Below are 23,045 nucleotides of genomic sequence, written 5' to 3' on the forward strand. Positions count from 1 at the left end.
ACAGAAAGCGCGGGCTGTACGCGCCGTTCCGTGTGGGACTCGTCCCGCAGCACGGGCGCGGCGCGCGCCCTTCAGCCTGCCGCGATGCGCTGCGCGAGGTGAGCGAGCGCTTCCTCGACCTGATCGACCAGGATCAGCGAGAGGTCGCCTGGCTGCAGGCGGGCCAGCGCGGTGTCGATGGCGACGAATTCGCCGCGGATCTCGTCGATGTAGCGCGTGCGCGCCGCACCCTGCAGGCCCTGGCGCAGCAGCGCCATGACTTCGCCGTCGGCACGGCCCCTTTGCGCCGCGTCCTGGTAGAGGATCACGTCGTCGAAGGCTTCGCCGAGGATGGCGGTCTGGTCGCGGATGTCGGAGTCGCGCCGGTCGCCCGCGCCGCTGATGACCACCGAGCGCTTATTGGCCGGCATGGTGTCGACGGCCGAGACCAGCGCGCGCATGGCGTCGGTGTTGTGGCCGTAGTCGGCGATCACGGTGGCGCCGCGGTAGTCCATGACGTTGAAGCGCCCCGGCACGCCGGCCGCGTCGTTCATGAAGCTCGCCAGGCCGCTGCGGATGGTGTCCCAGTCGAGGCCCACGGCCCAGGCCGCGGCCACCGAGGCCATCACGTTGTCGACCTGGAAGCCGATGGTGCCGTTGCGCGTGATCGGCACGTCGCGCAGCGCGATGCGCTCGCGCCACGAGCCTTCGGCGGCGACCAGCGTGTCTTGATCGACGTACACGGTGCGCTTGCCTTGTGCGCGGTGCGTGGCCATGACCGGGTGCATGCGGTCGGCGGTGAAGAAGATCACCTCGCCGGGGCAGCCCGACGCCATGGCCGCGACATTCACGTCGGCCGCGTTGAGCACCGCGTAGCCGTCGGCCGCCACGTTGCGCACGATGACGCGCTTGAGCACCGCGAGGTCTTCGACGGTGGTGATGTAGTTCAGGCCCAGGTGGTCGCCGCTGCCGATGTTGGTGACCACGGCCACCTGGCAGCGGTCGAAGCCGAGGCCTTCGCGCAGCACGCCGCCACGGGCGACTTCGAACACGGCCGCATCGACGTCGGGGTGCATCAGCACGTTGCGCGCGCTCTTGGGGCCGCTGCAGTCGCCGCTGTCGGTCTGCCGGCCGTCGACGTACACGCCGTCGGTGTTGGTCATGCCGGTGCGCAGACCGCTCGATGCAAGCAGGTGGTTGATGAGGCGCGCTGTGGTGGTCTTGCCGTTGGTGCCGGTGACCGCGACCACGGGGATGCGGCCGTCGTCGCCATGGGCGAACAGCGTGTCCATCACCGCTTCGCCCACGGCGCGGCCACGGCCGAACGAGGGCGAGATGTGCATGCGCAGGCCCGGCGCGGCATTGACTTCGACCACGCCGCCGTGTTGTTCTTCGAGCGGGCGCAGCACGTTCTCGCAGACCATGTCGACGCCGCAGATGTGCAGGCCGACCATCTGCGCCGCATCGACCGCGCGCGCGGCCACTTCGGGGTGCACGGTGTCGGTCACGTCGGTGGCGGTGCCGCCGGTGGACAGGTTCGCGTTGTTGCGCAGCACCACGCGCTGGCCGCGCGCGGGCACGCTGTCGGGCGTGAGGCCCTGGGCTTCGAGCCGGCCGATCGCGATGTCGTCCAGGCGGATCTTGGTGAGCGACGTGGCGTGGCCCTCGCCGCGGCGCGGATCGAGGTTGACCGTGTCGACCAGCTGGCGCACGGTGGCGCTGCCATCGCCGATCACCTGCGGCGGATCGCGCCGTGCGGCGGCCACGAGGCGGTCGCCGACCACCAGCAGGCGGAAGTCGAAGCCGGGGAGAAATTTCTCGACCATCACCTCGCCGTACACGGCGGCCGAGTCGTAGGCCGCGAACAGCGCTTCGCGCGTGGTGATGTTGACCGTGACGCCCTTGCCCTGGTTGCCGTCCTGCGGCTTGACCACGACCGGCAGGCCGATTTCTTCGGCGGCGACCCAGCCGTCTTCGGCGCTGCTGACGGGGCGGCCCAGCGGCACCGGCACGCCGGCGGCGTTGAGCAGCTGCTTGGTCAGTTCCTTGTCTTGTGCGATCGACTCGGCCACGCCGCTGGTACTGTCGATTTCGGCGGCCTGGATGCGGCGCTGCTTGGAGCCCCAGCCGAACTGCACAAGGCTGCCGCTCGTGAGGCGGCGATAGGGAATGCCGCGCGCCACGGCCGCATCGACGATGGAGCCGGTGCTCGGGCCCAGGCGCTCGGATTCGTCCAGGTCGCGCAGCTCGGCAATGGCGGCGTCGGCGTCGAAGGGGGTGTCGGCCTGCGCGGCGGCGATCAGCGCTTCGGCCAGCGCCAGCGCGCGGCGGCCCACGGCCTCTTCGCTGTACTGCACGGTGACCTGGTAGACGCCTTCGTCCGTCGTGGGGGCTGTGTGGCCGTAGTTGATGGCACAGCCGGCCTGGGCCTGCAGCGCCACGGCGGCGTTTTCGAGCACATGGGCCAATGCCAGCGGCTGGCCCAGCACCATCGGGTGCAGCTCGCCGATGGTCGGGAAGCGGGCGCGCAGGCGGGCTTCGAAACCGGCCAGCTTGCTGATGGCGTTTTCATCGCCTTCGCAGGCGACGACCGCCTCGACCGCGGTGTGGCGGCTCCAGAGATTGGGCCCGCGAAGGGCGCGGATGCGGGTGACTTTCATGGGGCTACGGCTCGGTTCGCGGATTCTGTGGGGCGGCGGCTGCCTCGGGCGAGGCGGCCGCGCGCGTCATGCAAGTTGGTGTTGAAGGGGGTGCTGCGACATCGGCTGCGTCTGCGACAGCTGTAGCGACGCCAGTGCGGCCTGCAGGTCGGCCTCGAAGGCCTCGACGCCGGCGCCGATCAGGTTCAGCGGAATGCCCATGGCCCAGGCGGCGGCCACGGCGGCCAGCAGGCTTTCGAGGCTCACGCCGGCGTGGGTCGCGCGCCAGACCGTCAGTCGGCCCAGGCCCGGCAGGAAGGATTCGCTGTGGCCGCTGGCCAGTACCACGCGGTCTTGCCGCACCAGCACGGCCTTGCCGCCGGCGGCCTGGTGCGCGGTCAGGGCGGCGGCCTGCGGGTCGGCGCCATACAGGATGACGGCGCCGTCGCACAGCGGCGCAAGGCCGGCCACGCGCGCGTCGTCGGCGTTCAGCACGGCCGTGCCTTCGCTGAGCACCACGTCGACCTGCGTGCGCAGCACCTTCACCATCTGGTCGCTCTCGGTGATGTCGTAGTCGGCCAGCGCTTCGGCGCCTTCGAGGTCGGTCACGACGCCGACTTCGCAGCGGTCGTAGGCCAGGCCGTCGCGCAGGATGGTCTCGGCGCCGTTCTCGATCACCACGGCCTCGACGGCGCGGTTCACCAGCAGGCGATGGCCGGCGTCCCAGTTGGCGCTGTCGCGCGCATCGACGCGGCGGCGTTCCAGGAAGAGGCCGTCGCGGCAGGCCAGGCCGGTGTGGCGGCCGCCCAGGTTGATCAGCCAGGCGATCAGGCGCGCCAGCACGGCGGTGTCGCGCGAGCCGGCCACGCCGACCACGGGAATGCGGCCGGGCGCGTCGTTGGGGAACAGGTGGTCGCAGATGGCGCGGCCCACCGGGCGCGGCGAACCGACGGCCGGCTTCAGGTGCATCAGCAGGCCGGGGCCGGCGTTGACTTCGACGATCGCGCCGCCCTGCGGACCCAGCGGCTTGCTGATGTCGAGCGCCACCATGTCGATGCCGGCGATGTCCAGGCCGACCACGCGGGCGGCCAGCACGGCGGCGTGCGCGACTTCAGGGTGGACCTGGTCGGTGCAGTCGTTGGCCATGTTGCCGTTGCGCTGGATCGTGACCACGCGGCCGGCGGCGGGCACGGCCGCGCCGTCGAGGTCCTGGCGCTTGAGTTCGAGCTGCAGCTTGGCGTCGGTGGCCAGCACGATCAGGTCGAGCGGGAATTCTTCTTCGGCGCCGCGGCGCGGGTCGCTGTTGAGCTGCTTTTCGATGAGCTCGGCCACGGAGCTCTTGCCGTCGCCGGTCACGGTGATGATCTCGCCGCGCGCGGCCGCCACCACTTCGCCGCCCACCACCAGCAGGCGGTGCTCGTGGCCGCGGATGAAGCGCTCGACCATCACGTCGCTGCCTTCGGGCTCGGCGACCGCGAAGGCGGCGATGACTTCCTCGCGCGTGGTCAGTTCGAGCGACACGCCGCGGCCATGGTTGGCGTCCGACGGCTTCACGACCACGGGCAGGCCGATGTCTTCGGCGGCTTCCCAGGCTTCTTCGGCATTGGCCACCACCTGGCCTTCAGGCACCGGCACGCCGCAGCTGGCCAGCAGGGACTTGGTCAGCTCCTTGTCGCTGGCGATCGATTCGCCGATGGCGCTGGTGTAGTCGGTCTCGGCGGTCCAGATGCGCTGCTGGTTGGCGCCGTAGCCCAGTTGCACGAGGTTGCCGCTGTTCAGGCGCATGTGCGGGATGCCGCGGTCGGTGGCGGCGCTCACGATGGCGGCGGTGCTCGGGCCGAGGTAGCAGTCTTCGACCTTGGCCTTGACCGCATCGACCGCCTTCTGCACGTCGGCAGCGGTGAACGGATCGTTGTTGATGGCGGCCATCAGCAGGCGGTGGCCTTCGGCCAGCGCCACGCGGGCCACCTGCTCGTCGCGTGCGCGGAACACCATGCGGTAGACGCCGTGCTCCGAAGTACTGCGGGTTTGCCCGAAGCCGGTCGGCATGCCGGCCAGGTTCAGAAGCTCGATGACGACGTGCTCGAGCACGTGGCCCGACCAGGTGCCTTCGGTCAGGCGCTGGATGAAGCCGCCGCGTTCACCCACGCCGCAGTGGTGCTCGATCAGCGCCGGCAGCAGGCCGGTCAGGCGGTCGGTGAAGCCGTCGATCTTGTTGGAGGGGTAATCCTCCAGCAGGCCCAGGTCGAGCCAGACTTCGAGCACCGGACGGTAGGTCCAGAGGTTGGGGCCGCGCAAATAATTGATGCGCAGCAGGCGGATGTCGTCGAAACGGGTCATGCAAACGTTCGATGTGCTTTGGCCGAGCACCACGGCGCCTTCAAGCGCGCCCATGGCGATCGGTCAGAATCGGCGCCCGACAAAGGGCGCCATGACGCGGTCCATGCGGCCCGCGACGGGCAAGAGTCAGAGAAACACAATGCAACATCACGATCCAGTCGGCACCCGGGAGGGCGGAACAGAGACGGCTTCAGAAGCTCTGAAAAACCGGCTCGCAGTCGCGGAAAACGTTCTGGTAATACTGTCGGTTGACCTCGACGACCAACTTCGCTTCGCTTCCGGCTTAGTCGCGCTGACTGACCAGCGGCTGATCGCCTGCGAACCCGGTGGCGAGTGGCGTGAGTGGCCGCTCACCGATCCGGCTCTCGAACTGCGCCTTTCCGACCACTCCGGGGTCGGAACCCTCGATCTGACGGGGCCTGCCGGCCGGTTGGGCCGCTGGCGCTACACCCTGGCCAGCCAGGTGGCGGCCCTGCGCCTGCTCAAGCTTTTCGGCCAGCGCACCACCGGTGTCGCCAAGGAGACACCCGAGGTCATCGACACCGTGGACGGCGACGACCCGGCCGCCGCCGATGCCGAACGCCAGTCCCCGCCCTCGACCTGGGTTTTGTTACGCCTTGGCCGTTTCGCAAAGCCGTACCGCAAGCAATTGATCGCCGGGTTTGTACTGACCCTGATCTCGACCGCCGCCACGCTGGTGCCGCCGTACCTGACCATCCCGCTGATGGACGACATCCTGATCCCGTTCCAGAACGGGCAGCAGATCGACTCGGGGCGCGTCGGGCTCTACCTGGGCGGCCTGCTGGGCGCCGCGCTGCTGGGCTGGGGGCTCGGCTGGGCCCGCACCTATCTGCTGGCGCTGGTGTCCGAGCGCATCGGCGCCGACCTGCGCACCACCACCTACGAACACCTGCTGACGCTGCCGCTCGACTATTTCGGCGGCAAGCGCACCGGCGACCTGATGGCGCGCATCGGCTCCGAAACCGACCGCATCAACGTCTTCCTGTCGCTGCACGCGCTCGATTTCGCCAACGACGTGTTGATGATCGTGATGACCGCCGGCATCCTGATCTCCATCAACCCGCTGCTGGCCATGGTCACGCTGGTGCCGCTGCCCTTCATCGCCTGGATGATCCACGTCGTGCGCGACCGCCTGCGCACCGGCTTCGAGAAAATCGACCGCGTCTGGTCCGAGGTGACCAACGTGCTGGCCGACACCATCCCCGGCATCCGCGTGGTGAAAGCCTTCGCACAGGAACGCCGCGAAGCCGAGCGCTTCCGCGTCGCCAACGCCTACAACCTGCAGGTCAACGACAAGCTCAACCGCACATGGTCGCTGTTCACGCCGACCGTGTCGCTGCTGACCGAAATCGGCCTGCTCGTGGTCTGGGCCTTCGGCATCTGGCAGGTGGCGCGCGGCAGCATCACCGTGGGTGTGCTCACCGCGTTCATCGCGTACATCGGGCGCTTCTACACGCGGCTCGACTCCATGAGCCGCATCGTGTCGGTCACGCAGAAGGCGGCGGCCGGCGCCAAGCGCATCTTCGACATCCTCGACCACGTGAGCAACGTGCCCGAGCCGGCCAACCCGGTGAAGGTCGAGCGCGTGCAGGGCCGCATCGAGATGAGCGGGCTGGGCTTCCGCTATGGCTCGCGCGCCGTCATCCACAACCTCGACCTCGTGATCGAGCCCGGCGAGATGATCGGCCTTGTGGGCCACAGCGGCTCGGGCAAGAGCACGCTGGTCAACCTGATCTGCCGCTTCTACGACGTGACCGACGGCGCCATCAAGGTCGACGGCACCGACATCCGCCGCTTTGCCGTGGCCGACTACCGGCGCCACGTGGGGCTGGTGCTGCAGGAGCCCTTCCTGTTCTTCGGCACCATCGCGCAGAACATCGCCTACGGCAAGCCCGACGCCACGCGCGAAGAGATCGTGGCGGCCGCGCGCGCCGCGCATGCGCACGACTTCATCCTGCGGCTGCAGCACGGCTACGACTCGCTGGTGGGCGAACGCGGGCAGGGCCTGTCGGGCGGCGAGCGCCAGCGCATCAGCATTGCGCGCGCGCTGCTGATCGACCCGCGCATCCTCATCCTCGACGAGGCCACCTCGGCCGTGGACACCGAGACCGAAAAAGAAATCCAGAAGGCGCTCGACAACCTCGTGCAGGGCCGCACCACCATCGCCATCGCGCACCGCCTGTCGACGCTGCGCAAGGCCGACCGGCTCGTGGTCATGGACCGCGGCGAAGTGGTCGAGGTCGGGCCGCACGACGCCTTGATGGCGAAGCAGGGCGCCTACTGGCGGCTCTACCAGGCGCAATTGCGCCAGGGCGACGACGATGCAAGCGAAGGCGCCGCCGACGAGCGCGCGGGCGCGCAGGCGCCGCTGGTGATCAGCCACGCAGCCCATCCGGCGGGGGACGCATGACCGACATCACCACCACCAACAACACCACACAGGCCTTCGAACTCGACCGCGATGCCTTCGGCCGCCTCGTGCTGACCGACGCGCAGGGCGAGCGCCATGTCGGCGTGACGCCCGTGCGCGCCTTTCCGCTCAGCGCGCCCGGCGAGGGCTTGTCGCTGGTCGGCAGCGATGGACGCGAACTGGTCTGGATCGACCGCGTCGAGCTGCTTGCGGCACCGGCGCGCGCGCTGCTCGAACAGGAGCTGGCGGTGCGCGACTTCGCGCCCACGCTGCTGCGCCTGCATGGCGTGTCGAGCTTCGGCGTGCCCAGCACCTGGACCATCAGCACCGACCGTGGCGACACCACGTTCGTGCTCAAGGCCGAGGAAGACATCCGCCGGCTCGAAGGCGGTGCGCTGCTGATCGCCAGCGCGCATGGCGTGCAGTTCCGCATTCCCGATGTGAAGACGCTCGACCGGGCTTCGCGCAAGCTGCTCGAGCGCTTTCTCTGACCCTCCAACAAAAAAGCCCCGAGCCCTTTCAGGGGCCGGGGCCATGCGCGAAACACCGCGCAACACCATGCAATCGGGGCTGAACCCGGTCAGTCGAGCAGGTCGGAGTAGTCGCCGCGCTCGTAGCCTTCCACGGCCTTCCACGGCAGTGTCTTTGGCGCGGGGATGACCGAGGCGGTCATCACATTGATCGACGTGCCGCGCGCATTGCGCTGCTCGATCTTGCGCGCGTAGCGGCCGGCCGTGTCCCAATCGATGCGCAGCGTGCCCGCGCCCTGCTGCAGCTCGTAGCGCTGCACGCCCTTGCCGGCCGTGCCGAGATTCTTCATGCGCGCCAGGCTGGCCGGATCGACCAGCCAGTACGAGTTGGCCCACGAGCCGCTGTAGCCGACGTTGCCGTAGTTGGCGGCATCGATCTCGATCAGCTTGCGCTGCTCGCGCAGCACCATGCCCACCTCCACCTTGCCGGCGGCATCGCGGCGCACCCACAGCGGGGCGGCCGTGTTGTCCGCGTGCGCATGGCCGATGTGCACCTTGCCCTCGCGGGCTTCGTGGTCGTGGTCTTCGCGCAGCGCGGGCGGCAGCTCGCGCTCGACCCACACCGAGCCGGCGCGGCGGAACATCAGGTCGGCGTAGCGGCTGTCGCGCTGCACGCCGTCCTTGCCGATCGACATCATGTGGTGCTGGATGCGCAGGTTCTGGTCGGGCGCCGCGGCATCGCCCGCGGCGCTGGCCGCCAGCGGGAAGGCCACCAGGGCCGTAGCCGCCAGCAGCGTCTTGAGTGTCATGGATGCCGTCACAGGCCGGCCGCTTCCTTGACCTTGTTGAACACCTTGGTGTTTTCCATGGTGCCCTTGAAGATCTTCGAGCCCGCGCCGCCGGCGAAGAGCATCACGTCGCCGCCGCCGTGGGTTTCCGAGCCGGGCGTGCCGAGGTTGATGCCGACTTCCTGGAGGAAGTTGTCGTCGGTGGTGTCCATGGTGGTCTGGTCGTCGCGGTCGGTGCCGCGCACCGGAGCGATCCACTTTTTGTTGTTGTCTTCGGGGTTGATATCGCTGCCGGCCTTTGCGTTCGGACGTCCGCCATTACCGAACACCAGCGTGGTGTAGGGCTTGCCGTCCGCTGCCTTTGCGGGCTTGCCGTCGGCATAGCCGTTGACCAGGCCGAGGATCGGATTGCCGATCTTCGGATAGCCGTTGAAGGCGATCGCATGGTCATGGTCGGCCGTGACCACCACCAGCGTGTTCTTCAGGCCCGGGTCCTTCTTGTTCATGTAGTCCAGCGCGGTCTGGATGGCCGTGTCGAAGGCCAGCGTGTCTTCCAGCGCGCGCTTGGCATTGGTGCCGTGCAGTGCGTGGTCGATGCGGCCACCTTCCACCATGAGGAAGAAGCCCTTGTCGTTCTTGCTGAGCACGCCCAGCGCTTTCTCCGTCATGTCCGACAGGCTGGGCTGGTCGAGGTTCTGCTTGACGCGGTCCAGTTCGTAGGCCATTTCGCTCGCGGAGAAAAGTCCCAGCAGCTTGCCCGTGGCGGCTGCGTCGACAGCCTTGAGCTTGGTGCCGGAGTCGACGTAGGTGTAGCCCTTGGCCTTCATCGCAGCTACCAGATCGACGCCGTCGGTGCGCTTGGTGCTCCCCGTCGGCAGGTAGTTCTGTTGACCGCCACCCATCAGCACATCGACGCCGTCGAGCAGCTTCGGGTTGTAGTTGGCATGGCCCGGCACGCTCTGCTCTGCAATGTTGTTGTAGCCGTTGCGGTTGCAGATATGCGCATAGGTCGTGGCCGGCGTGGCATGGCCCACGCGCGTGGTCGACACCGCGCCCACTGCGCGGCCCTTGGCCTTGGCGAGTTCGAGCAGCGTTTCGGCGGCCTTGCCGTTGGTCGACGGGCAGGTGGTGTTGTCGCCGTTGTAGTACTGCTTGCCCGTGCTGTCGTAGGCCATGGTGTCGCTCGACATCGAGATCACTTCGTTGCGCATCTTCACGCCGGTCATGTAGGCCGCCATCGAGGGTGCGCTGTCGGTGGTCTGGCCGTCGAGCGAATAGGTCTTGATGCGGGCCGCGTAGGGCAGCGACTGCATGACGAGGTTGGCGCGCTCGGGGCTCACGAGCGAGCCGGGCTTGGCGGCCAGTTGCTTTTCGCCCTTGTAGATGCGTGCGGCGGTCACGGTCACCGGACCCATGCCGTCGCCGAGGAAGAAGATGACGTTCTTGGCTTCGCCAGCGGCGTGTGCGCTGCCGGCCAGGGTGCCGGCGGCGGCGCAGACGAGCGCGGCGGCCAGGCGGGGTTTGCGGGGGATGCGGGTCATGGTCGTGTTCATGTTTGTGTTCGTCGATGTGCGCTCGTGGCTGCTCACAGGCCGACTGCCTTCTTGATCAGGCCGAACACGTCGGTGTTGGTGATGACGCCGGAGAAGTTGTCGGCGCCCAGGCCTTGTGCGCCCAGGAACACGTCGGCACCGCCGTGGGTTTCGGAGTCGCTCGATGCGTCCATTGGCACCACGGCTTCCTGCAGGTAACCCTTGTCTTCCAGCGTCGCGTCGCTGATCGGACCACGGGTGGCGTAACGACGGGGCCCATTGCCGAAACCGATGATGGTGTACGGGTTGCCACCCACGTCCGTGCTGTTCTTGCTGGCATCGGCGTAGTTCTTCACCAGGCCCAGCACGCCCGGCTTGCCCGGCTCGGTCTTGCCGGTGCGCGCGGCATAGCCGTTGAGCTGCAGCGTGTGGTCGTGGTCGGCCGTGACCACCACCAGCGTGTTCTTCAGGCCCGGGTCGATGGCTTGCATCTTGTCGAGCGCGAGCTTGATGGCGTCGTCGAAGGCGCCGGTGTCCTGCAGCGCGCGGCGTGCGTTGGTGGCGTGCAGCGCATGGTCGATGCGGCCGCCTTCCACCATCAGGAAGAAGCCCTTCTTGCGCGCGGCCAGCGCGTCGATGGCCTTGCCGGTCATCTCGGCGATGCTGGGTTCCTTGGTGGGGTCGCGGTCGAGGTCATAGGCCATGTGGCTCTTGGTGAAGAGGCCGGCGATCTTGGTGCTGCCGTCGATGGGCAGCTTGTCGAATTCGCTCTTGCTGGTGGCGTAGCTGTACTTGGCCGTCTTCAGTTCGGCGGTCAGGTCGCGGCCGTCGTTGCGCTTGCCGACCTTTTCCTTGTCGGTCGGGTTGACCTTGGGCAGGAAGTAGTCCGTACCGCCGCCGAAGAACACGTCGATGCCGTCACCCAGCTTGGCGTTGTAGCCCGCGCCGCCCGGCACCAGCGCCGCGGCGATGGTGTTCTCGGCATCGCGGTGGCACACGTGCGAATACGTGGCCGCCGGCGTGGCGTGCGTGATGCGCGTGGTGGTCACCACGCCGGTCGCATAGCCCTTGGCCTTGCTCTGCTCCAGCAGCGTTTCCACGGCCTGGCCGTTGCCCGAGGGGCAGGTGCTGTCGAAGTTGACGTGGTAGGCCTTGCCCGAAGCGTCGGTGGCCTTGGTCTCGGGGCTCATCGAGATGACTTCGTTGTTCATCTTGACGCCGGTCATGTAGGCCGACATCGAAGGCGCGCTGTCGGTCACCTGGGCATCGTTCGAGTAGGTGTGGACGAAGGCCGTCTCGGGCAGCGTGTCCATCGTCAGGTCGCCGTCTTCGCCGACCTTGTAGATGCGTGCAGCGGTCATCGTGGTGATGCCCATGCCATCGCCCAGGAAGAAGATGACGTTCTTCTGCGGCGCCTGCGCCGCGGGCGGCGGCGTGGTGGGCGGCGGAACGAGCGGCAAGAGCGTCGGGCCGTGGCTGCTGCCGCCGCAAGCGGTCAGCAGCAGCGAGAAGCCCAGCAGTGCTGGGGCGATGTAGCGTTGGGTCATGCAAATCCCTCGGATGGTTGTTCGAGCGGTGCGCGCGCTGCGCACCATTTCTGGAGATGCAATCTAAAGACGTCAAATGACCCGTCCGTGACGAGACGAAAGCAGAATGAAAGTTCTGTCTTTTTTTCGAAATAAAGGCGCGGGCTGTCTTCGGCGCGTCATGTGCGCCGGCTAGCGCGTGCGGCTCGGCATGCGCTGATGCGACCTGGCCAGACCCGGCCCGATGTGCCTCAGCGCGACACGAACCAGCGCAGCGTCACCGCGCCCGCCGCGGCCGCCACGCCGCTCACCAGCGTGCCCCAGCCGATGTCGATGAACGTCAGGCCCAGCGGCCAGTTGCGGATCACCGCAAGGTTGGTCAGGTCGTAGGTGCCGTAGCAGAACAGGCCGAACAGGCCGCCCAGCACCGTCGCGCGCATCAGGCTCTGCGCCTCGACGCCCGGCACGACCGCGAAGATCAGCAGCCCGACCGGGTACAGCAGGTAGAACAGCGCCGCGAAGGCCAGCCTGGGCTGCGGCGACATCAGCTCGCCCATGGCCTGCTGGTACATGCCCTTGGCGAAGAAGCCGAGCCAGGCCATGTCGATCACCAGCAGCACCGCGAAGGTGACGGCCCATGCAGCCAGGTGTTTGGTGCTCATCCGCGGGATCGTATCCGTGCCCATGGCGCCGCCTGCGAAAATCGCGCATTTGGACTACAACGGCCCGGCCGTTGACGCACATGCCCCTGCACACCACCGCCCTCGTTCTCTTTTCCGGCGGCCAGGACTCGACCACCTGCCTGGCCGATGCGCTCTCGAAGTACCAGCGCGTCGAAACCCTGGGCTTCGACTATGGGCAGCGCCATCGCGTCGAACTCGACGTGCGCGGCACCATCCTCGCGAAGATGCGCGAGCGCTTTCCCGACTGGGCGCCGCGCCTGGGCGAAGACCATGTGCTCACGCTCGCGGCACTGGCGCAACTCGGCGGCTCCTCGCTCACCGAAGAAGTCGCCTTCGCCATGCAGGCCGACGGCCTGCCCAACACCTTCGTGCCGGGGCGCAACCTGCTGTTCCTGACGTTGGCCGGCGCGCTGGCTTACAGGCGCGGGCTGCAGGTGATCGTCACCGGCGTCTGCGAGACCGACTTCTCTGGCTACCCCGACTGCCGCGACGACACGATGAAGGCCATGCAGCTCGCGCTGTCGCTCGGGCTGGAGCGCCGCCTCGTGATCGAGACGCCGCTCATGTGGATCGACAAGGCCGAGACCTGGCAGATGGCCCACCGCCTGGGCGGCGAGCCGCTGGTCGATCTGATCGTGGAAGAAACCCACACCTGCTACCTCGGCGACCGCGAGCATCGCCAGGCCTGGGGCTACGGCTGCGGCGAATGCCCCGCCTGCGACCTGCGCAAGAAGGGCTGGGAGCGCTACGCCGCGGCGGGCTGAGCCGCCGTGTTCAGGCGGTAGCGCGCACCGCCGTCGCCCGCCGTGCCGCCGGTGCGCGGCACCAGCGTCCACCGCTGGTTGTGGAAATCGCCCACGGCCGCGCGGTGCGCAATCGACACCATCGCACCGCCCGCGGCCTGCACTGTGGCCGCGAGGCGCTTGTACAGCACGCTTTCGGCCTCGGCATCGAGCGCGCTGGTGATCTCGTCGGCGAACAGCCATGCCGGCTTTCGCAGCAGCACGCGGGCAATCGCCAGGCGCTGCTGCTCGCCGCCCGAGAGCTTCTGGCTCCAGGCATCGCTGTCGTCGAGGCGGCCGGCAAGCTCGGGCAGCAGGGCGTCGGCAAGGGCCTGGCGCAACTGGTCGTCGCTGTAGTTCGAGGCCGCATTCGGGTACGTCAGCGCATCGCGCAGCTTGCCGTCGGGCACGTAGGGGCGTTGCGGCATGAACATCGCGTCGCCGGGCACTTGCACATGCCCGCGCGAGAAGGGCCAGATGCCCGCGAAGGAGCGGAACAGCGTCGACTTGCCGCTGCCCGATGGGCCCTGCAGCAGCACGCTGTCGCCGGGTGCCACGGACAGCGCAGCGCCGGCAAGCAGCGGCGTGCCGTTGGGCAGGGCCACCCCGAGGTCGTCGGTGTGCAGGACGGTCGCCGGGTCGCGCTGCAGTTCGTTGTCGCGCGTGGCGTGGGCCTTCATGGCGTCGTCGAAGCTGGTCAGGCGGTCGGTGGTGGCGCGCCACACGGCCACGCTGTCGTAGTTGTCGACGAACCAGCTCAGCGACTCCTGCACCTTGCCGAAGGCCGAGACGATCTGCATCAGGTGGCCGAGCTGGATCGAGCCGCCGAAATACTGCTGCGCCCCGACGATGAACGGAAAGATCACCGCCGCCTGGCCGAAGAACGAGGTGAAGGTCACCAGGTTCTTCTGCTGCTTGATCAGCAGCAGGTAGTTGCGCAGCACGTCGCCGAAGCGCAGGTTGAGCTGGCCGCTCTCGACCTTCTCGCCATGGTCGAGCGCGATGGCTTCGCTGTACTCGCGCACGCGCACCAGGTGATGCCGGAAATCGGCCTCGAAGCGCTGCTGCCTGAAGTTGAGCCCGATCAGCGGACGGCCGATGAAATGGGTGACCACGGTGCCGACGATGGAGTACCCCAGCGCCAGCCAGACCATCGCGCCGACGATCTGGTAGGTGGTGCCGCCGGCTGTGAACGAGAAATTGCCCGACAGCGTCCAGAGCAGGCCGATGAAGCTCAGCAGCGTGACCACGGCATTCAGCAGGCCCATCGACAGCGACATCGTCGCGCTCGTGAACATCTGCATGTCTTCCTGGATACGCTGGTCGGGGTTGTCCGGCGCGGTGCCGTCCTTGCCGGCGTAGCGCGCCAGTTCCAGGTGATAGAAGGTGCGGTCGGCCATCCAGCGCGACAGGTAGCTGCGCGTCATCCAGGTGCGCCAGCGCAGCTGCAGCAACTGCGTCACATAGAACTTGAGCACCTGCACCGCGATGTTGAAGAAGGCGATCCAGCCGAACACCCGCACCTCGCGCCAGAAGGCGACCACGTCCTTGGTCTGCAGCGCGTCGTAGAAGCGCCCGTACCACTCGTTGCCGAGCACGGCCACGTAGACGTAGAAAAGGTTGAGGGCAATGATCCCCGCCAGCATGGCGCGCGCCCGCCATTTCTCCTCGGACCGGAAGTAGGGCGCCGCGAGCGTGAAGACGCGGCGCAGGACCTGGATGAACGAGCTGGCGCGCGCCGTGACGGATGAAGGCATTCGGGTTTCCTCGCAGGCGCGGGTGCGCCGGTCATCGTGAGGAACCCATCGTAGACAAATGTTTCTTAAACGGAACTGAAATGCCGCCGGGGAAACCCCCGGCACCCGGGGCGCCCGTACACCCGCTCAGTGCAGCATGATCCGCGCCGCCGTCGCCAGGAAGTGCGCCAGCGTCGGCGTCTTGAGTCCTTCGACCTTCGCTTCCTCGTCCCACAGCCGCAGCCGCACCGCATCGGCGGCCCAGCGGTGACCGGCAAAGCGTGCTGCGGCTTCCTCGTCCATCACGCCACCCTGCAGCGCCAGGCTGCGCACCGAGTCGGGCGAGAGCTTCGAGAAATAGTCCGGCCGCGTGGCGCACAGGTAGCGCTTGGCGTCCACGTGCAGCCGGATCGGCTCGCGCACCTCGACGTCGAACGCGCCGCGCAGCAAGGGCAGGGCGATGTACTGGTGGCGGTCGTCGATGCCCAGCTCGGTGGGCGAGTGCGACAGCGTCTGGTGCTCGGCGATCAGTAGGTGCCCGAGGTCGTGAAGCAGCGCGGCCGTGACCAGCGCGTCGCTCGCGCCGGCCTGCTCCGCAAGCCACGCGCATTGCAGCGCGTGTTCGAGCTGCGTCACCGGCTCGCCCGCGTACGCAACCCCGCCCCGTTCGGCGAACAGGCGAGCGATCTCGGCGAGGTCGAGTGTCATGGAAGTGAAACGGAGCGAACGAGCGAAGCCAAACCACAGGTGACAGCCCGCCCAGTCTGCCGGGAGGCGGTGACACGCGGATGACGGAATCGCCGCAAAAACCGTCAGCCATGGGCGCCATTTTGGGGATTTGTGTTTTTTTGAGGCGTCTGACAAATCCCTGTCACATGCCGCTGCCAGCATCGCCGCATTCGTCACCACACGGGGCTTGCGTACTTTCGCTTGCCTGTTCGTGTGTCCCGCATTGCGCTCTTCTTTCTTCTTTCCACCTGGGGAATCTCCACCATGCTGCATCGTCAACTCCGCCGCGCCTTCGTGCCGGCCGTCCTGTTCTCGCTGGCCTTTGCCGCATCGGCCCAGGGCCGCACCGAACTGCTGGTCTACACCGCGCTCGAAGCCGACCAGGTGCAGGCCTACAAGGCCGCCTTCGAAAAGGAAAACCCGACCATCGAGCTGAAGTTCGCGCGCGACTCGACCGGCATCGTCACCGCCAAGCTGCTGGCTGAAAAGGCCAACCCGCAGGCCGACGTGGTGTGGGGCCTGGCCGCCACCTCGCTGATGCTGCTCGACAAGGAAGGCATGCTCCAGCCCTACGCCCCCAAGGGCCTGGACGCCATCAAGCCGACCATGCGCGACGCCGCCAACCCGCCCAAGTGGGTCGGCATGGACGTGTGGTCGTCGGCCATCTGCTTCAACACCGCCGAAGCCACCAAGAAGAACCTGCCCAAGCCCACCAGCTGGGCCGACCTGACCAACCCGGTCTACAAGGGCCAGATCACCATGCCCAACCCCGCGGCATCGGGCACCGGCTACCTGATGGTGTCGGGCTGGATCCAGATGATGGGTGAAGAGAAGGCGTGGAAGTACATGGACGCTCTGCACCAGAACATCGGCATCTACAGCCAGTCGGGCAGCAAGCCCTGCCGCCAGGCCGGCGCCGGCGAGTTCGCGCTCGGCATGTCCTTCGAATACCGCGCCAACAAGACCAAGCGCGACGGCGCGCCCATCGACATCGTGCTGCCCAAGGAAGGCCTGGGCTGGGACATGGAAGCCACCGGCATCATCAAGACCAGCAAGAAGCAGGAAGCCGCCAAGGCGCTCGCCGACTGGGCCGTCACCAAGCAGGCCAACGAGCTGTACGCGAAGAACTTCGCCGTGCTCGCGCTGCCGGGCATCCAGGAAAAGCTCGAATTCGTGCCGGGCGACGTCGAGAAGCTGCTCGCCAAGAACGACTTCAACTGGGCTGCCGCCAACCGCGACCGCATCCTGACGGAGTGGTCCAAGCGCTACGAATCGAAGTCGGAAAAGAAGCCACTCTGATCTCCAGGCAAAGCGGTATCCGGCCATGACGAGCAGCAGCTTTCTTTCCCTTCGCGGCATCGGCAAGTCCTTTGGCGCCACCCGCGTGCTCGACGGCATCGACCTCGATATCGAGCCCGGCGAGTTCGTCTGCCTGCTCGGCCCCTCGGGCTGCGGCAAGACCACGCTGCTGCGCATCGTCTGCGGCATCGAGCGCGCCGACAGCGGCCAGATCCTGCTCGGCGGCCAGGACATCGCGGGCCTGCCGCCGGCGGCGCGCGGCTTCGGCGTGGTGTTCCAGTCGTATGCGCTGTTCCCCAACCTGACGGCGGCGCAGAACATCGCCTACGGCCTGCATCCCACGGGCGCACTGGCCCGCGAGATGGCCAAGCGTTCGCGCGAGATGCTCGACCTGGTGGGGCTTGCCGCGCATGCCGACAAGTACCCCGTGCAACTGTCGGGCGGGCAGCAGCAGCGCATTGCGCTGGCCCGCGCGCTTGCGCCCAACCCGCGCCTGCTGCTGCTCGACGAGCCGCTCTCGGCGCTCGACGCGCAGGTGCGCGCCAGCCTGCGCAGCGAAATCCGCGCGCTGCAGAAGCGCCTGGGCATCGTCACCATCATGGTCACGCACGACCAGGAAGAAGCCCTCTCGATGGCCGACCGCGTGGTGCTGATGCACAACGGCCGCATCGAGCAGGCCGGCACGCCCGACGAGCTGTACCGCCAGCCGCGCACGCGTTTCGTGGCCGGCTTCGTCGGCCGCATGAACATGCTGCCCGCGACCGTGCTGGCCGACGGCAAGGTGCGCGTGCGCGACAGCGAACTGTTCTGCGCGCCCGGCAACCTCAGCGTGGGTTCGCAGGCCACCGTGGGCATCCGGCCGGAGCACGTGGTGGTGAAGCGCTTCGGCTCCGAGCTCGGCGCCAACAGCTTCGCGGCACGCCTGCTCGACACCGAGTTCTTCGGCAACCGCACGTCGGCCCGCCTGGCCTGCGAGCCGCTGGGCATCGAGATCGAGGCCGAGCTGCCCGCCGATGCGCGCGGCGGTGGCGGCGAGCCATTGGTGCCCAGCAGCATGGTGCATATCCAGTTGCCGCTCAACGCGCTGTCGGTCCTGGCGCAATGAGCAGTTCTCCCGACGCCATCGCCATCGTGCCGGTGGCCATGGCGCGCGGCAGTGCATTCGACCGCGAGCGCTGGCTGACCGGCGCCGCCGTATTGCTGGTCGTGCTGCTGCTGGTCGTGATCGTCGCGCTGCCCGTGGGCGCGCTGGTCGGCCAGAGCTTCTTCGACCGCGCGGGCGTTTTCGTCGGTGCCGCGAATTTCGCGCGCTACCTCGACAGCCCCGCGCTCGTGCAGTCGGCCTTCAACAGCCTGGGGCTCGCTGCGATCAGCGCGGTCATCTGCACCGCCATCGCGTATGTGTACGCCTACGGGCTCACGCTCTCGTGCATGCCGGCCAAGGGCCTGCTGCGCGCGGTGGCGTTGGTGCCGCTGCTAGCGCCTTCGCTGCTGCCGGCCATCAGCCTCGTGTACCTCTTCGGCAACCAGGGCCTGTTCAAGGGGCTGCTGGGCGACGTGTCGATCTACGGGCCGCTGGGCATCGTGCTCGGCTCGGTGTTCTGGACGCTGCCGCATGCGCTGCTGATCCTCACCACGGCCATGGCCACTTCCGACGGCCGCCTGTATGAAGCCGCGCAGACGCTGGGCGCCTCGCGCTGGCGCATCTTCCGCACCGTCACGCTGCCGTCTTCACGCTACGGGCTGATCGTGGCCGCGATGGTGGTGTTCGTGCTGGTCATCACCGACTTCGGCGTGCCGAAGGTGGTGGGCGGCCAGACCGGCGTGCTGGCCACCGACATCTACAAGCAGGTGGTGGGGCAGCAGAACTTCCAGATGGGCGCGGTGGTCGGCCTCGTGCTGCTCATTCCTGCCGTGCTGTCTTTCCTGGTCGAGCGCCGCGTGCGCAGCAAGCAGGCCGCGGCGTTGTCGGCGCGCGCCACGCCTTACCAGCCCGAACCGGTGAAGGTGCGCGACCGCGCACTGCTGGTGTTCTGCGCGCTCACGGCCTGCGCGATCCTCGTGATGATCGGCATGGCGGTGTTTGCATCGCTGGCCACCTACTGGCCCTACCAGCTCGCACCGTCGTTCAAGAACTACGACTTCAGCAACATGGACGGCGGTGGCTGGGGCAGCTACTTCAATTCGCTGCGGCTGGCCGTGTGCGCCGCGGTGGCGGGCGCGTTCATCACCTTCATCTCGGCCTACCTGGTCGAGAAGCCGCGCCACTTCGGCCTGCTACGCGAACTGCTCAACCTGCTGGCCAACCTGCCGCTGGCGGTGCCGGGGCTGGTGCTGGGCGTGGGCTACATCTTCTTCTTCATCTCGCCGTCGAACCCGCTGCGCGCCATCTACGGCAGCATGACGATCCTTGTGGTGTGCACGGTGGCGCACTTCTTCTCGGTGGCGCACCTCACGTCGCTCACCGCGCTGCGCCAGCTCGACCGCGAGTACGAGCTGGTGTCGGAGTCGATGGGCGTGCCCTTCTGGCACACGCTGTGGCGCGTGCACCTGCCGGTGGCGCTGCCGACCGTGCTCAACGTGGGCGGCTATTTCTTCGTCAACGCGATGACGACCGTGTCGGCCGTCGTGTTCCTTTATTCGCCGCAGACCACGCTGGCGGCCATCGCCGTGCTCAACATGGACGACGCCGGCGACGTGGCGCCCGCCGCCGCCATGGCCTCGCTGATCATGCTCACCGCCGCCATCGGCCGTGGCCTGTTCGCGCTGGCCGGGCACTGGGCGCTCAAGCGCACTCAAACCTGGAGAACCCGCTGATGCCGGGCACCCATCCACAAGACAACTTCGACCTGATCGTGGTCGGCGCCGGCATCGTCGGCCTGGCCCATGCCTACACCGCCGCGCAGCGCGGCCTCAAGGTCTGCGTGGTCGAGCGCGATGCCGCCGCTATCGGCGCCTCGATCCGCAACTTCGGCTTCATCACCATCACCGGGCAGGCGCCCGGCGACACCTGGCGCCGCGCGATGCATTCGCGCGAGGTCTGGCAGGCGGTGGCGCCGCAGGCGGGCATCGACATCGTGCACCGCAACCTCTGGCTCGCGGCCTACCGCCCCGAGGCGCACGCGGTGCTCGAAGCCTTCATGCGCACGCCGATGGGCGAGGCCTGCGAGCTGCTCGAAGCCACCGACGCGCAGGCCAAGGCGCCGGCACTGAGCCTGGCCGACGCCCGCTCGGTGCTGTTCAGCCCGCACGAGCTGCGCGTCGAATCGCGCACGGCCATCGGCCTGCTCACCCGCTGGCTGGCCGAGGTGCATGGCGTGGTGTTCCGTTTCGGCGAGACCGTGCACGAGGTGGAAACGCCGCGCGTGCGCACCTCGCGCGGCATTCTTCGCGGCGAGCGCGTGGTGGTCTGCACCAACACCGACCTGCACGGCCTGTTCGCCGATCGCATCGCCGCGCACAAGCTCACGCTGTGCCGCCTGCAGATGCTGCGCGTGAAGTCCGAGGCCGGTTTTCATCTGCCGGGCTCCGTGATGATGGACCTGAGCCTCGTGCGCTACGAGGGCTACAGCACCTTGCCCGAAGCCGCCGCGCTGCGCGCGCGCCTGCAGCAGGAAGAAGCCGCCTCGCTCGAACACGGCATTCACCTGATCGTGGTGCAAAGCGCCGACGGTTCGCTGGTGGTGGGCGACTCGCACCACTACGGCGATGCGCCCGAGCCCTTCGCGATGGAAGAGGTCGACCAGCTCATCCTGCGGCACCTGCGCAGCACGCTCAACCTCGAGACGGCGCAGATCACCGAGCGCTGGACCGGCGTCTACCCGTCGTCGAAGACCACGCCCTGCGTGATCGATGCGCCCGACGACGCCACGCGCGTGGTGCTGGTCACCAGCGGCAGCGGCGCCAGCACTGGCTTCGGCATTGCGCACGACGTCTTCAACGCCTGGTGATGCGCGCATTGCGCGTGTCTTTCTTTCGTTCCTCTTTCCATCCTTGCAGCCATGAACGCCCATAACCACTCCCAGCTCCAGGCCGTCGTCTTCGACTGGGCCGGCACCATCCTCGACTTCGGCTCCTGCGCGCCCATGGGCGCCTTCGTGAAGCTGTTCGAACAGTTCGGCGTGGACATCACCATCGCCGAGGCGCGCGGCCCGATGGGCATGGCCAAGTGGGACCACATCAAGGCGCTCGGCACGCTGCCGCGCATCGCCGCGCAGTGGGAAGCCAAGCACGGCCACGCCTTCAACGACGCCGACGTCGACAAGCTCTATGAAGTGTTCACGCCCATGAACGCGGCCAGCGCGCGCGACCATGCCGAGTTCATTCCCGGCGCGATCGATGCCGTGAACGCGGCACGCCAGCGCGGCCTGAAGATCGGCTCGACCACCGGCTACAACCGTCCGATCATGGAAGTGGTCGTGCCCATCGCGGCGGCCGGCGGCTACGCGCCCGACAACCTCGTGTGCGGTGGCGACCTTGCCGAAGGCCGCCCGTCGCCGCTCATGATGTACCGCTGCTTTGCCGATCTGGGCGTGTGGCCGCCGCACACCGTGGTGAAGGTCGACGACACCGGCGTGGGCCTGCAGGAAGGCCTGAACGCGGGCACCTGGGCCGTGGGCCTGTCGGTCAGCGGCAACGCCAACGGCCTCACGCTGGCCGAATGGCAGGCGCTCGACGCCGACCGGCAGCAGGAGCGCCGTGCGCGCGCCACCGCTGAACTCGAAGCCGCCGGCGCGCACTACGTGATCGACAGCGTGGCCGACCTTCCGAAGGTGCTGGAAGACATCGAGCGCCGGCTGCAGGCGGGCGAGCGCCCGTCCGCGGCGGCCTGATCCGATCGGATGCCATACGGCGCTGTCCGGCGAAAGCGGCAGCGTCCGACTTGACGCCTGCGCGTGCGGGCCTAGCATGCCCCGCATGCGAAGCACAGCCTTTGTTCTTCTCTTCTGCCTCGGCCTGCTGATGGCCGCGTGCGACGACAAGCCGACCAAGCCCGGCGTGCCGGTGCCCAAGGCAACCGCGGCCGGCACCGTCACCGGGACGGCCGCGCCGCAGCGCTGACCGACCGGCACCGCCCCACGCGGGGCGCGGGCTACTCCAGCGTCATGTGCGACGCGGTGACGATCTGCGCCATGCGCGTGCGTTCTTCGGAAAGAAACTTCTCGAACTCCGCACGCGCCTGCAGCATCGGCTGCGCGCCGCCGCGCTCGGTCTGCGCGATCAGGTCGGTGTCTTCCCTGAAGGCCCGCAGCGTGACATCGGCGATGCGGTCGAGAATCGCGGCCGGCGTGCCCTTCGGCGCGAAGATGCCGCCCCAGTGCTGCATGAGGATCGTGGGGAAGCCTTGCTCCACCGTGGTCGGCACCTGCTTCATCGGCCCCGTGCGCTCGCGCGCCGCCAGGGCCAGCGCGCGCAGACGGCCGGATTGCACGAAGGCCGAGACGCCGATGGGCGCTTCCGAAGCCAGGTCGACCTCGCCGCCGACGATGGCGTTCACCGTCTGCGAACCGCTCTTGTAGTGCACCAGCGTCACCGGCACGCCGAGTGCCGACTCCACCATCTCCGCCACGAAGTGGCCTGTGCTGCCGCTGCCAGCGGTGCCGAAGTTCAGCCGGCCCTTGGCGCGCGCCCAGGCCTGCAGTTCCTTCAGGTTCTTCGCCGGCACGCTCGCGTTGGTGACCAGCACCGAGGGCGCGGTGCTGGTGCCCACGACTGGCACCAGGTCGGTTTCGGCATAGGGCATCTTCGGGCGCAGCAGCGCGTTGGCGATGGCGCCGTTGCCGGCCGACAGCCACGTGTAGCCGTCGGGCGCGCTCTTGGCCACGTACTCGCTGCCGATGATGCCGCCCGCGCCCGGCCGGTTGTCCACGATGATGGTCTGGTTCAATCGCTTGCCCTGCGCCTGCGCCATCGCGCGCACGTTGGTGTCGCCGGGGCCGCCGGCGGAAAACGGCAGCACCAGCCGGATCGGCTTGCCGGCGGGCCACGGGTCTTGCGCGCGGGCGGGCAGGGCGGTGGCGCCCGCGAGCGCCAGCAGGCCCAGCGAGAAGGTGCGGCGGTCGGGGTGCGCCAGTGTGTGCGTCATGGTGTCTTGTCTCCTTTTCTTGGGGC

General features: G+C 68.1%; 18 protein-coding genes. 9 read left to right on the top strand and 9 right to left on the bottom strand.

The genetic code is table 11. The features are described 5' to 3' along the window. Window positions 1-71: 71 nt before the first annotated feature. On the bottom strand, window positions 72-2,639 hold the full coding sequence (gene cphA, locus BLQ28_RS23650) for a cyanophycin synthetase (RefSeq protein WP_093245236.1): 2,568 nt from the start codon (window positions 2,637-2,639) through the stop codon (window positions 72-74). 66 nt (window positions 2,640-2,705) lie between these two features. After that, a complete protein-coding gene (cphA, locus tag BLQ28_RS23655) occupies window positions 2,706-5,012 on the bottom strand; it encodes a cyanophycin synthetase (RefSeq protein WP_093245238.1) in 2,307 nt (768 codons plus the stop codon). An 85-nt stretch (window positions 5,013-5,097) separates the two neighbouring features. Between cphA (BLQ28_RS23655) and BLQ28_RS23660 the strand changes: the two genes are divergently transcribed. Next, window positions 5,098-7,389, top strand: coding sequence for a cyanophycin metabolism-associated ABC transporter (locus tag BLQ28_RS23660; protein WP_093245241.1), 2,292 nt, complete (start codon window positions 5,098-5,100; stop codon window positions 7,387-7,389). Next, the gene (locus BLQ28_RS23665) at window positions 7,386-7,880 is read left to right on the top strand and encodes a cyanophycin metabolism-associated DUF1854 family protein (RefSeq protein WP_093245244.1); all 495 of its coding nucleotides are present in this window, start codon (window positions 7,386-7,388) and stop codon (window positions 7,878-7,880) included. The genes BLQ28_RS23660 and BLQ28_RS23665 overlap by 4 nt, the downstream gene beginning before the upstream one ends. Before the next feature lie 89 nt (window positions 7,881-7,969). On the opposite strand, the gene BLQ28_RS23670 is transcribed toward BLQ28_RS23665, so the two are convergent. The 4 genes from BLQ28_RS23670 to BLQ28_RS23685 all read right to left on the bottom strand — a co-directional run bounded on the left by BLQ28_RS23670 (window position 7,970) and on the right by BLQ28_RS23685 (window position 12,367). Then, complete coding sequence (locus BLQ28_RS23670) at window positions 7,970-8,668, bottom strand: hypothetical protein (protein WP_256327426.1); 699 nt, start codon at window positions 8,666-8,668, stop codon at window positions 7,970-7,972. 8 nt (window positions 8,669-8,676) lie between these two features. Beyond that, window positions 8,677-10,200, bottom strand: a complete 1,524-nt coding sequence (locus tag BLQ28_RS23675; protein ID WP_176801208.1) for an alkaline phosphatase — start codon at window positions 10,198-10,200, stop codon at window positions 8,677-8,679. A 32-nt stretch (window positions 10,201-10,232) separates the two neighbouring features. Continuing rightward, window positions 10,233-11,726, bottom strand: coding sequence for an alkaline phosphatase (locus BLQ28_RS23680; RefSeq protein ID WP_093245250.1), 1,494 nt, complete (start codon window positions 11,724-11,726; stop codon window positions 10,233-10,235). A 230-nt stretch (window positions 11,727-11,956) separates the two neighbouring features. Continuing rightward, window positions 11,957-12,367, bottom strand: coding sequence for a DUF2177 family protein (locus BLQ28_RS23685; protein WP_093245253.1), 411 nt, complete (start codon window positions 12,365-12,367; stop codon window positions 11,957-11,959). A gap of 80 nt (window positions 12,368-12,447) precedes the next feature. Here BLQ28_RS23685 and queC point away from each other — a divergent pair, with 80 nt between their 5' ends. Beyond that, on the top strand, window positions 12,448-13,152 hold the full coding sequence (gene queC / locus BLQ28_RS23690; RefSeq protein WP_093245555.1) for a 7-cyano-7-deazaguanine synthase QueC: 705 nt from the start codon (window positions 12,448-12,450) through the stop codon (window positions 13,150-13,152). On the opposite strand, the gene BLQ28_RS23695 is transcribed toward queC, so the two are convergent. Then, complete coding sequence (locus BLQ28_RS23695; RefSeq protein WP_093245256.1) at window positions 13,134-14,927, bottom strand: ABC transporter ATP-binding protein/permease; 1,794 nt, start codon at window positions 14,925-14,927, stop codon at window positions 13,134-13,136. The genes queC and BLQ28_RS23695 overlap by 19 nt on opposite strands. A gap of 126 nt (window positions 14,928-15,053) precedes the next feature. Beyond that, complete coding sequence (locus BLQ28_RS23700; RefSeq protein ID WP_093245259.1) at window positions 15,054-15,614, bottom strand: phosphonate degradation HD-domain oxygenase; 561 nt, start codon at window positions 15,612-15,614, stop codon at window positions 15,054-15,056. A 285-nt stretch (window positions 15,615-15,899) separates the two neighbouring features. Here BLQ28_RS23700 and BLQ28_RS23705 point away from each other — a divergent pair, with 285 nt between their 5' ends. The 6 genes from BLQ28_RS23705 to BLQ28_RS33070 all read left to right on the top strand — a co-directional run bounded on the left by BLQ28_RS23705 (window position 15,900) and on the right by BLQ28_RS33070 (window position 21,995). Beyond that, window positions 15,900-16,934, top strand: a complete 1,035-nt coding sequence (locus BLQ28_RS23705; protein WP_093245262.1) for a putative 2-aminoethylphosphonate ABC transporter substrate-binding protein — start codon at window positions 15,900-15,902, stop codon at window positions 16,932-16,934. Window positions 16,935-16,959: 25 nt separating this feature from the next. Further along, entirely contained in the window at window positions 16,960-18,039 is a 1,080-nt protein-coding gene (locus tag BLQ28_RS23710) for an ABC transporter ATP-binding protein (protein ID WP_093245265.1), read from the top strand. Then, complete coding sequence (locus BLQ28_RS23715) at window positions 18,036-19,751, top strand: putative 2-aminoethylphosphonate ABC transporter permease subunit (protein ID WP_093245268.1); 1,716 nt, start codon at window positions 18,036-18,038, stop codon at window positions 19,749-19,751. The genes BLQ28_RS23710 and BLQ28_RS23715 overlap by 4 nt, the downstream gene beginning before the upstream one ends. After that, window positions 19,751-20,884 carry a TIGR03364 family FAD-dependent oxidoreductase gene (locus tag BLQ28_RS23720; protein WP_093245271.1) on the top strand — a complete coding sequence of 378 codons (1,134 nt, stop codon included), beginning with the start codon at window positions 19,751-19,753 and terminating at the stop codon, window positions 20,882-20,884. The genes BLQ28_RS23715 and BLQ28_RS23720 overlap by 1 nt, the downstream gene beginning before the upstream one ends. A 51-nt stretch (window positions 20,885-20,935) precedes the next feature. After that, window positions 20,936-21,766: a phosphonoacetaldehyde hydrolase gene (gene phnX, locus BLQ28_RS23725; RefSeq protein ID WP_093245274.1), complete on the top strand. Its 831-nt coding sequence runs from the start codon at window positions 20,936-20,938 to the stop codon at window positions 21,764-21,766. Between the two features lie 85 nt (window positions 21,767-21,851). Beyond that, window positions 21,852-21,995, top strand: coding sequence for a hypothetical protein (locus BLQ28_RS33070; RefSeq protein WP_176801209.1), 144 nt, complete (start codon window positions 21,852-21,854; stop codon window positions 21,993-21,995). A gap of 31 nt (window positions 21,996-22,026) precedes the next feature. On the opposite strand, the gene BLQ28_RS23730 is transcribed toward BLQ28_RS33070, so the two are convergent. Then, a complete protein-coding gene (locus BLQ28_RS23730) occupies window positions 22,027-23,019 on the bottom strand; it encodes a tripartite tricarboxylate transporter substrate binding protein (protein ID WP_093245276.1) in 993 nt (330 codons plus the stop codon). Window positions 23,020-23,045 lie beyond the last annotated feature (26 nt).

Source organism: Variovorax sp. EL159 (genome assembly GCF_900100965.1).
GTDB lineage: Bacteria > Pseudomonadota > Gammaproteobacteria > Burkholderiales > Burkholderiaceae_C > Variovorax.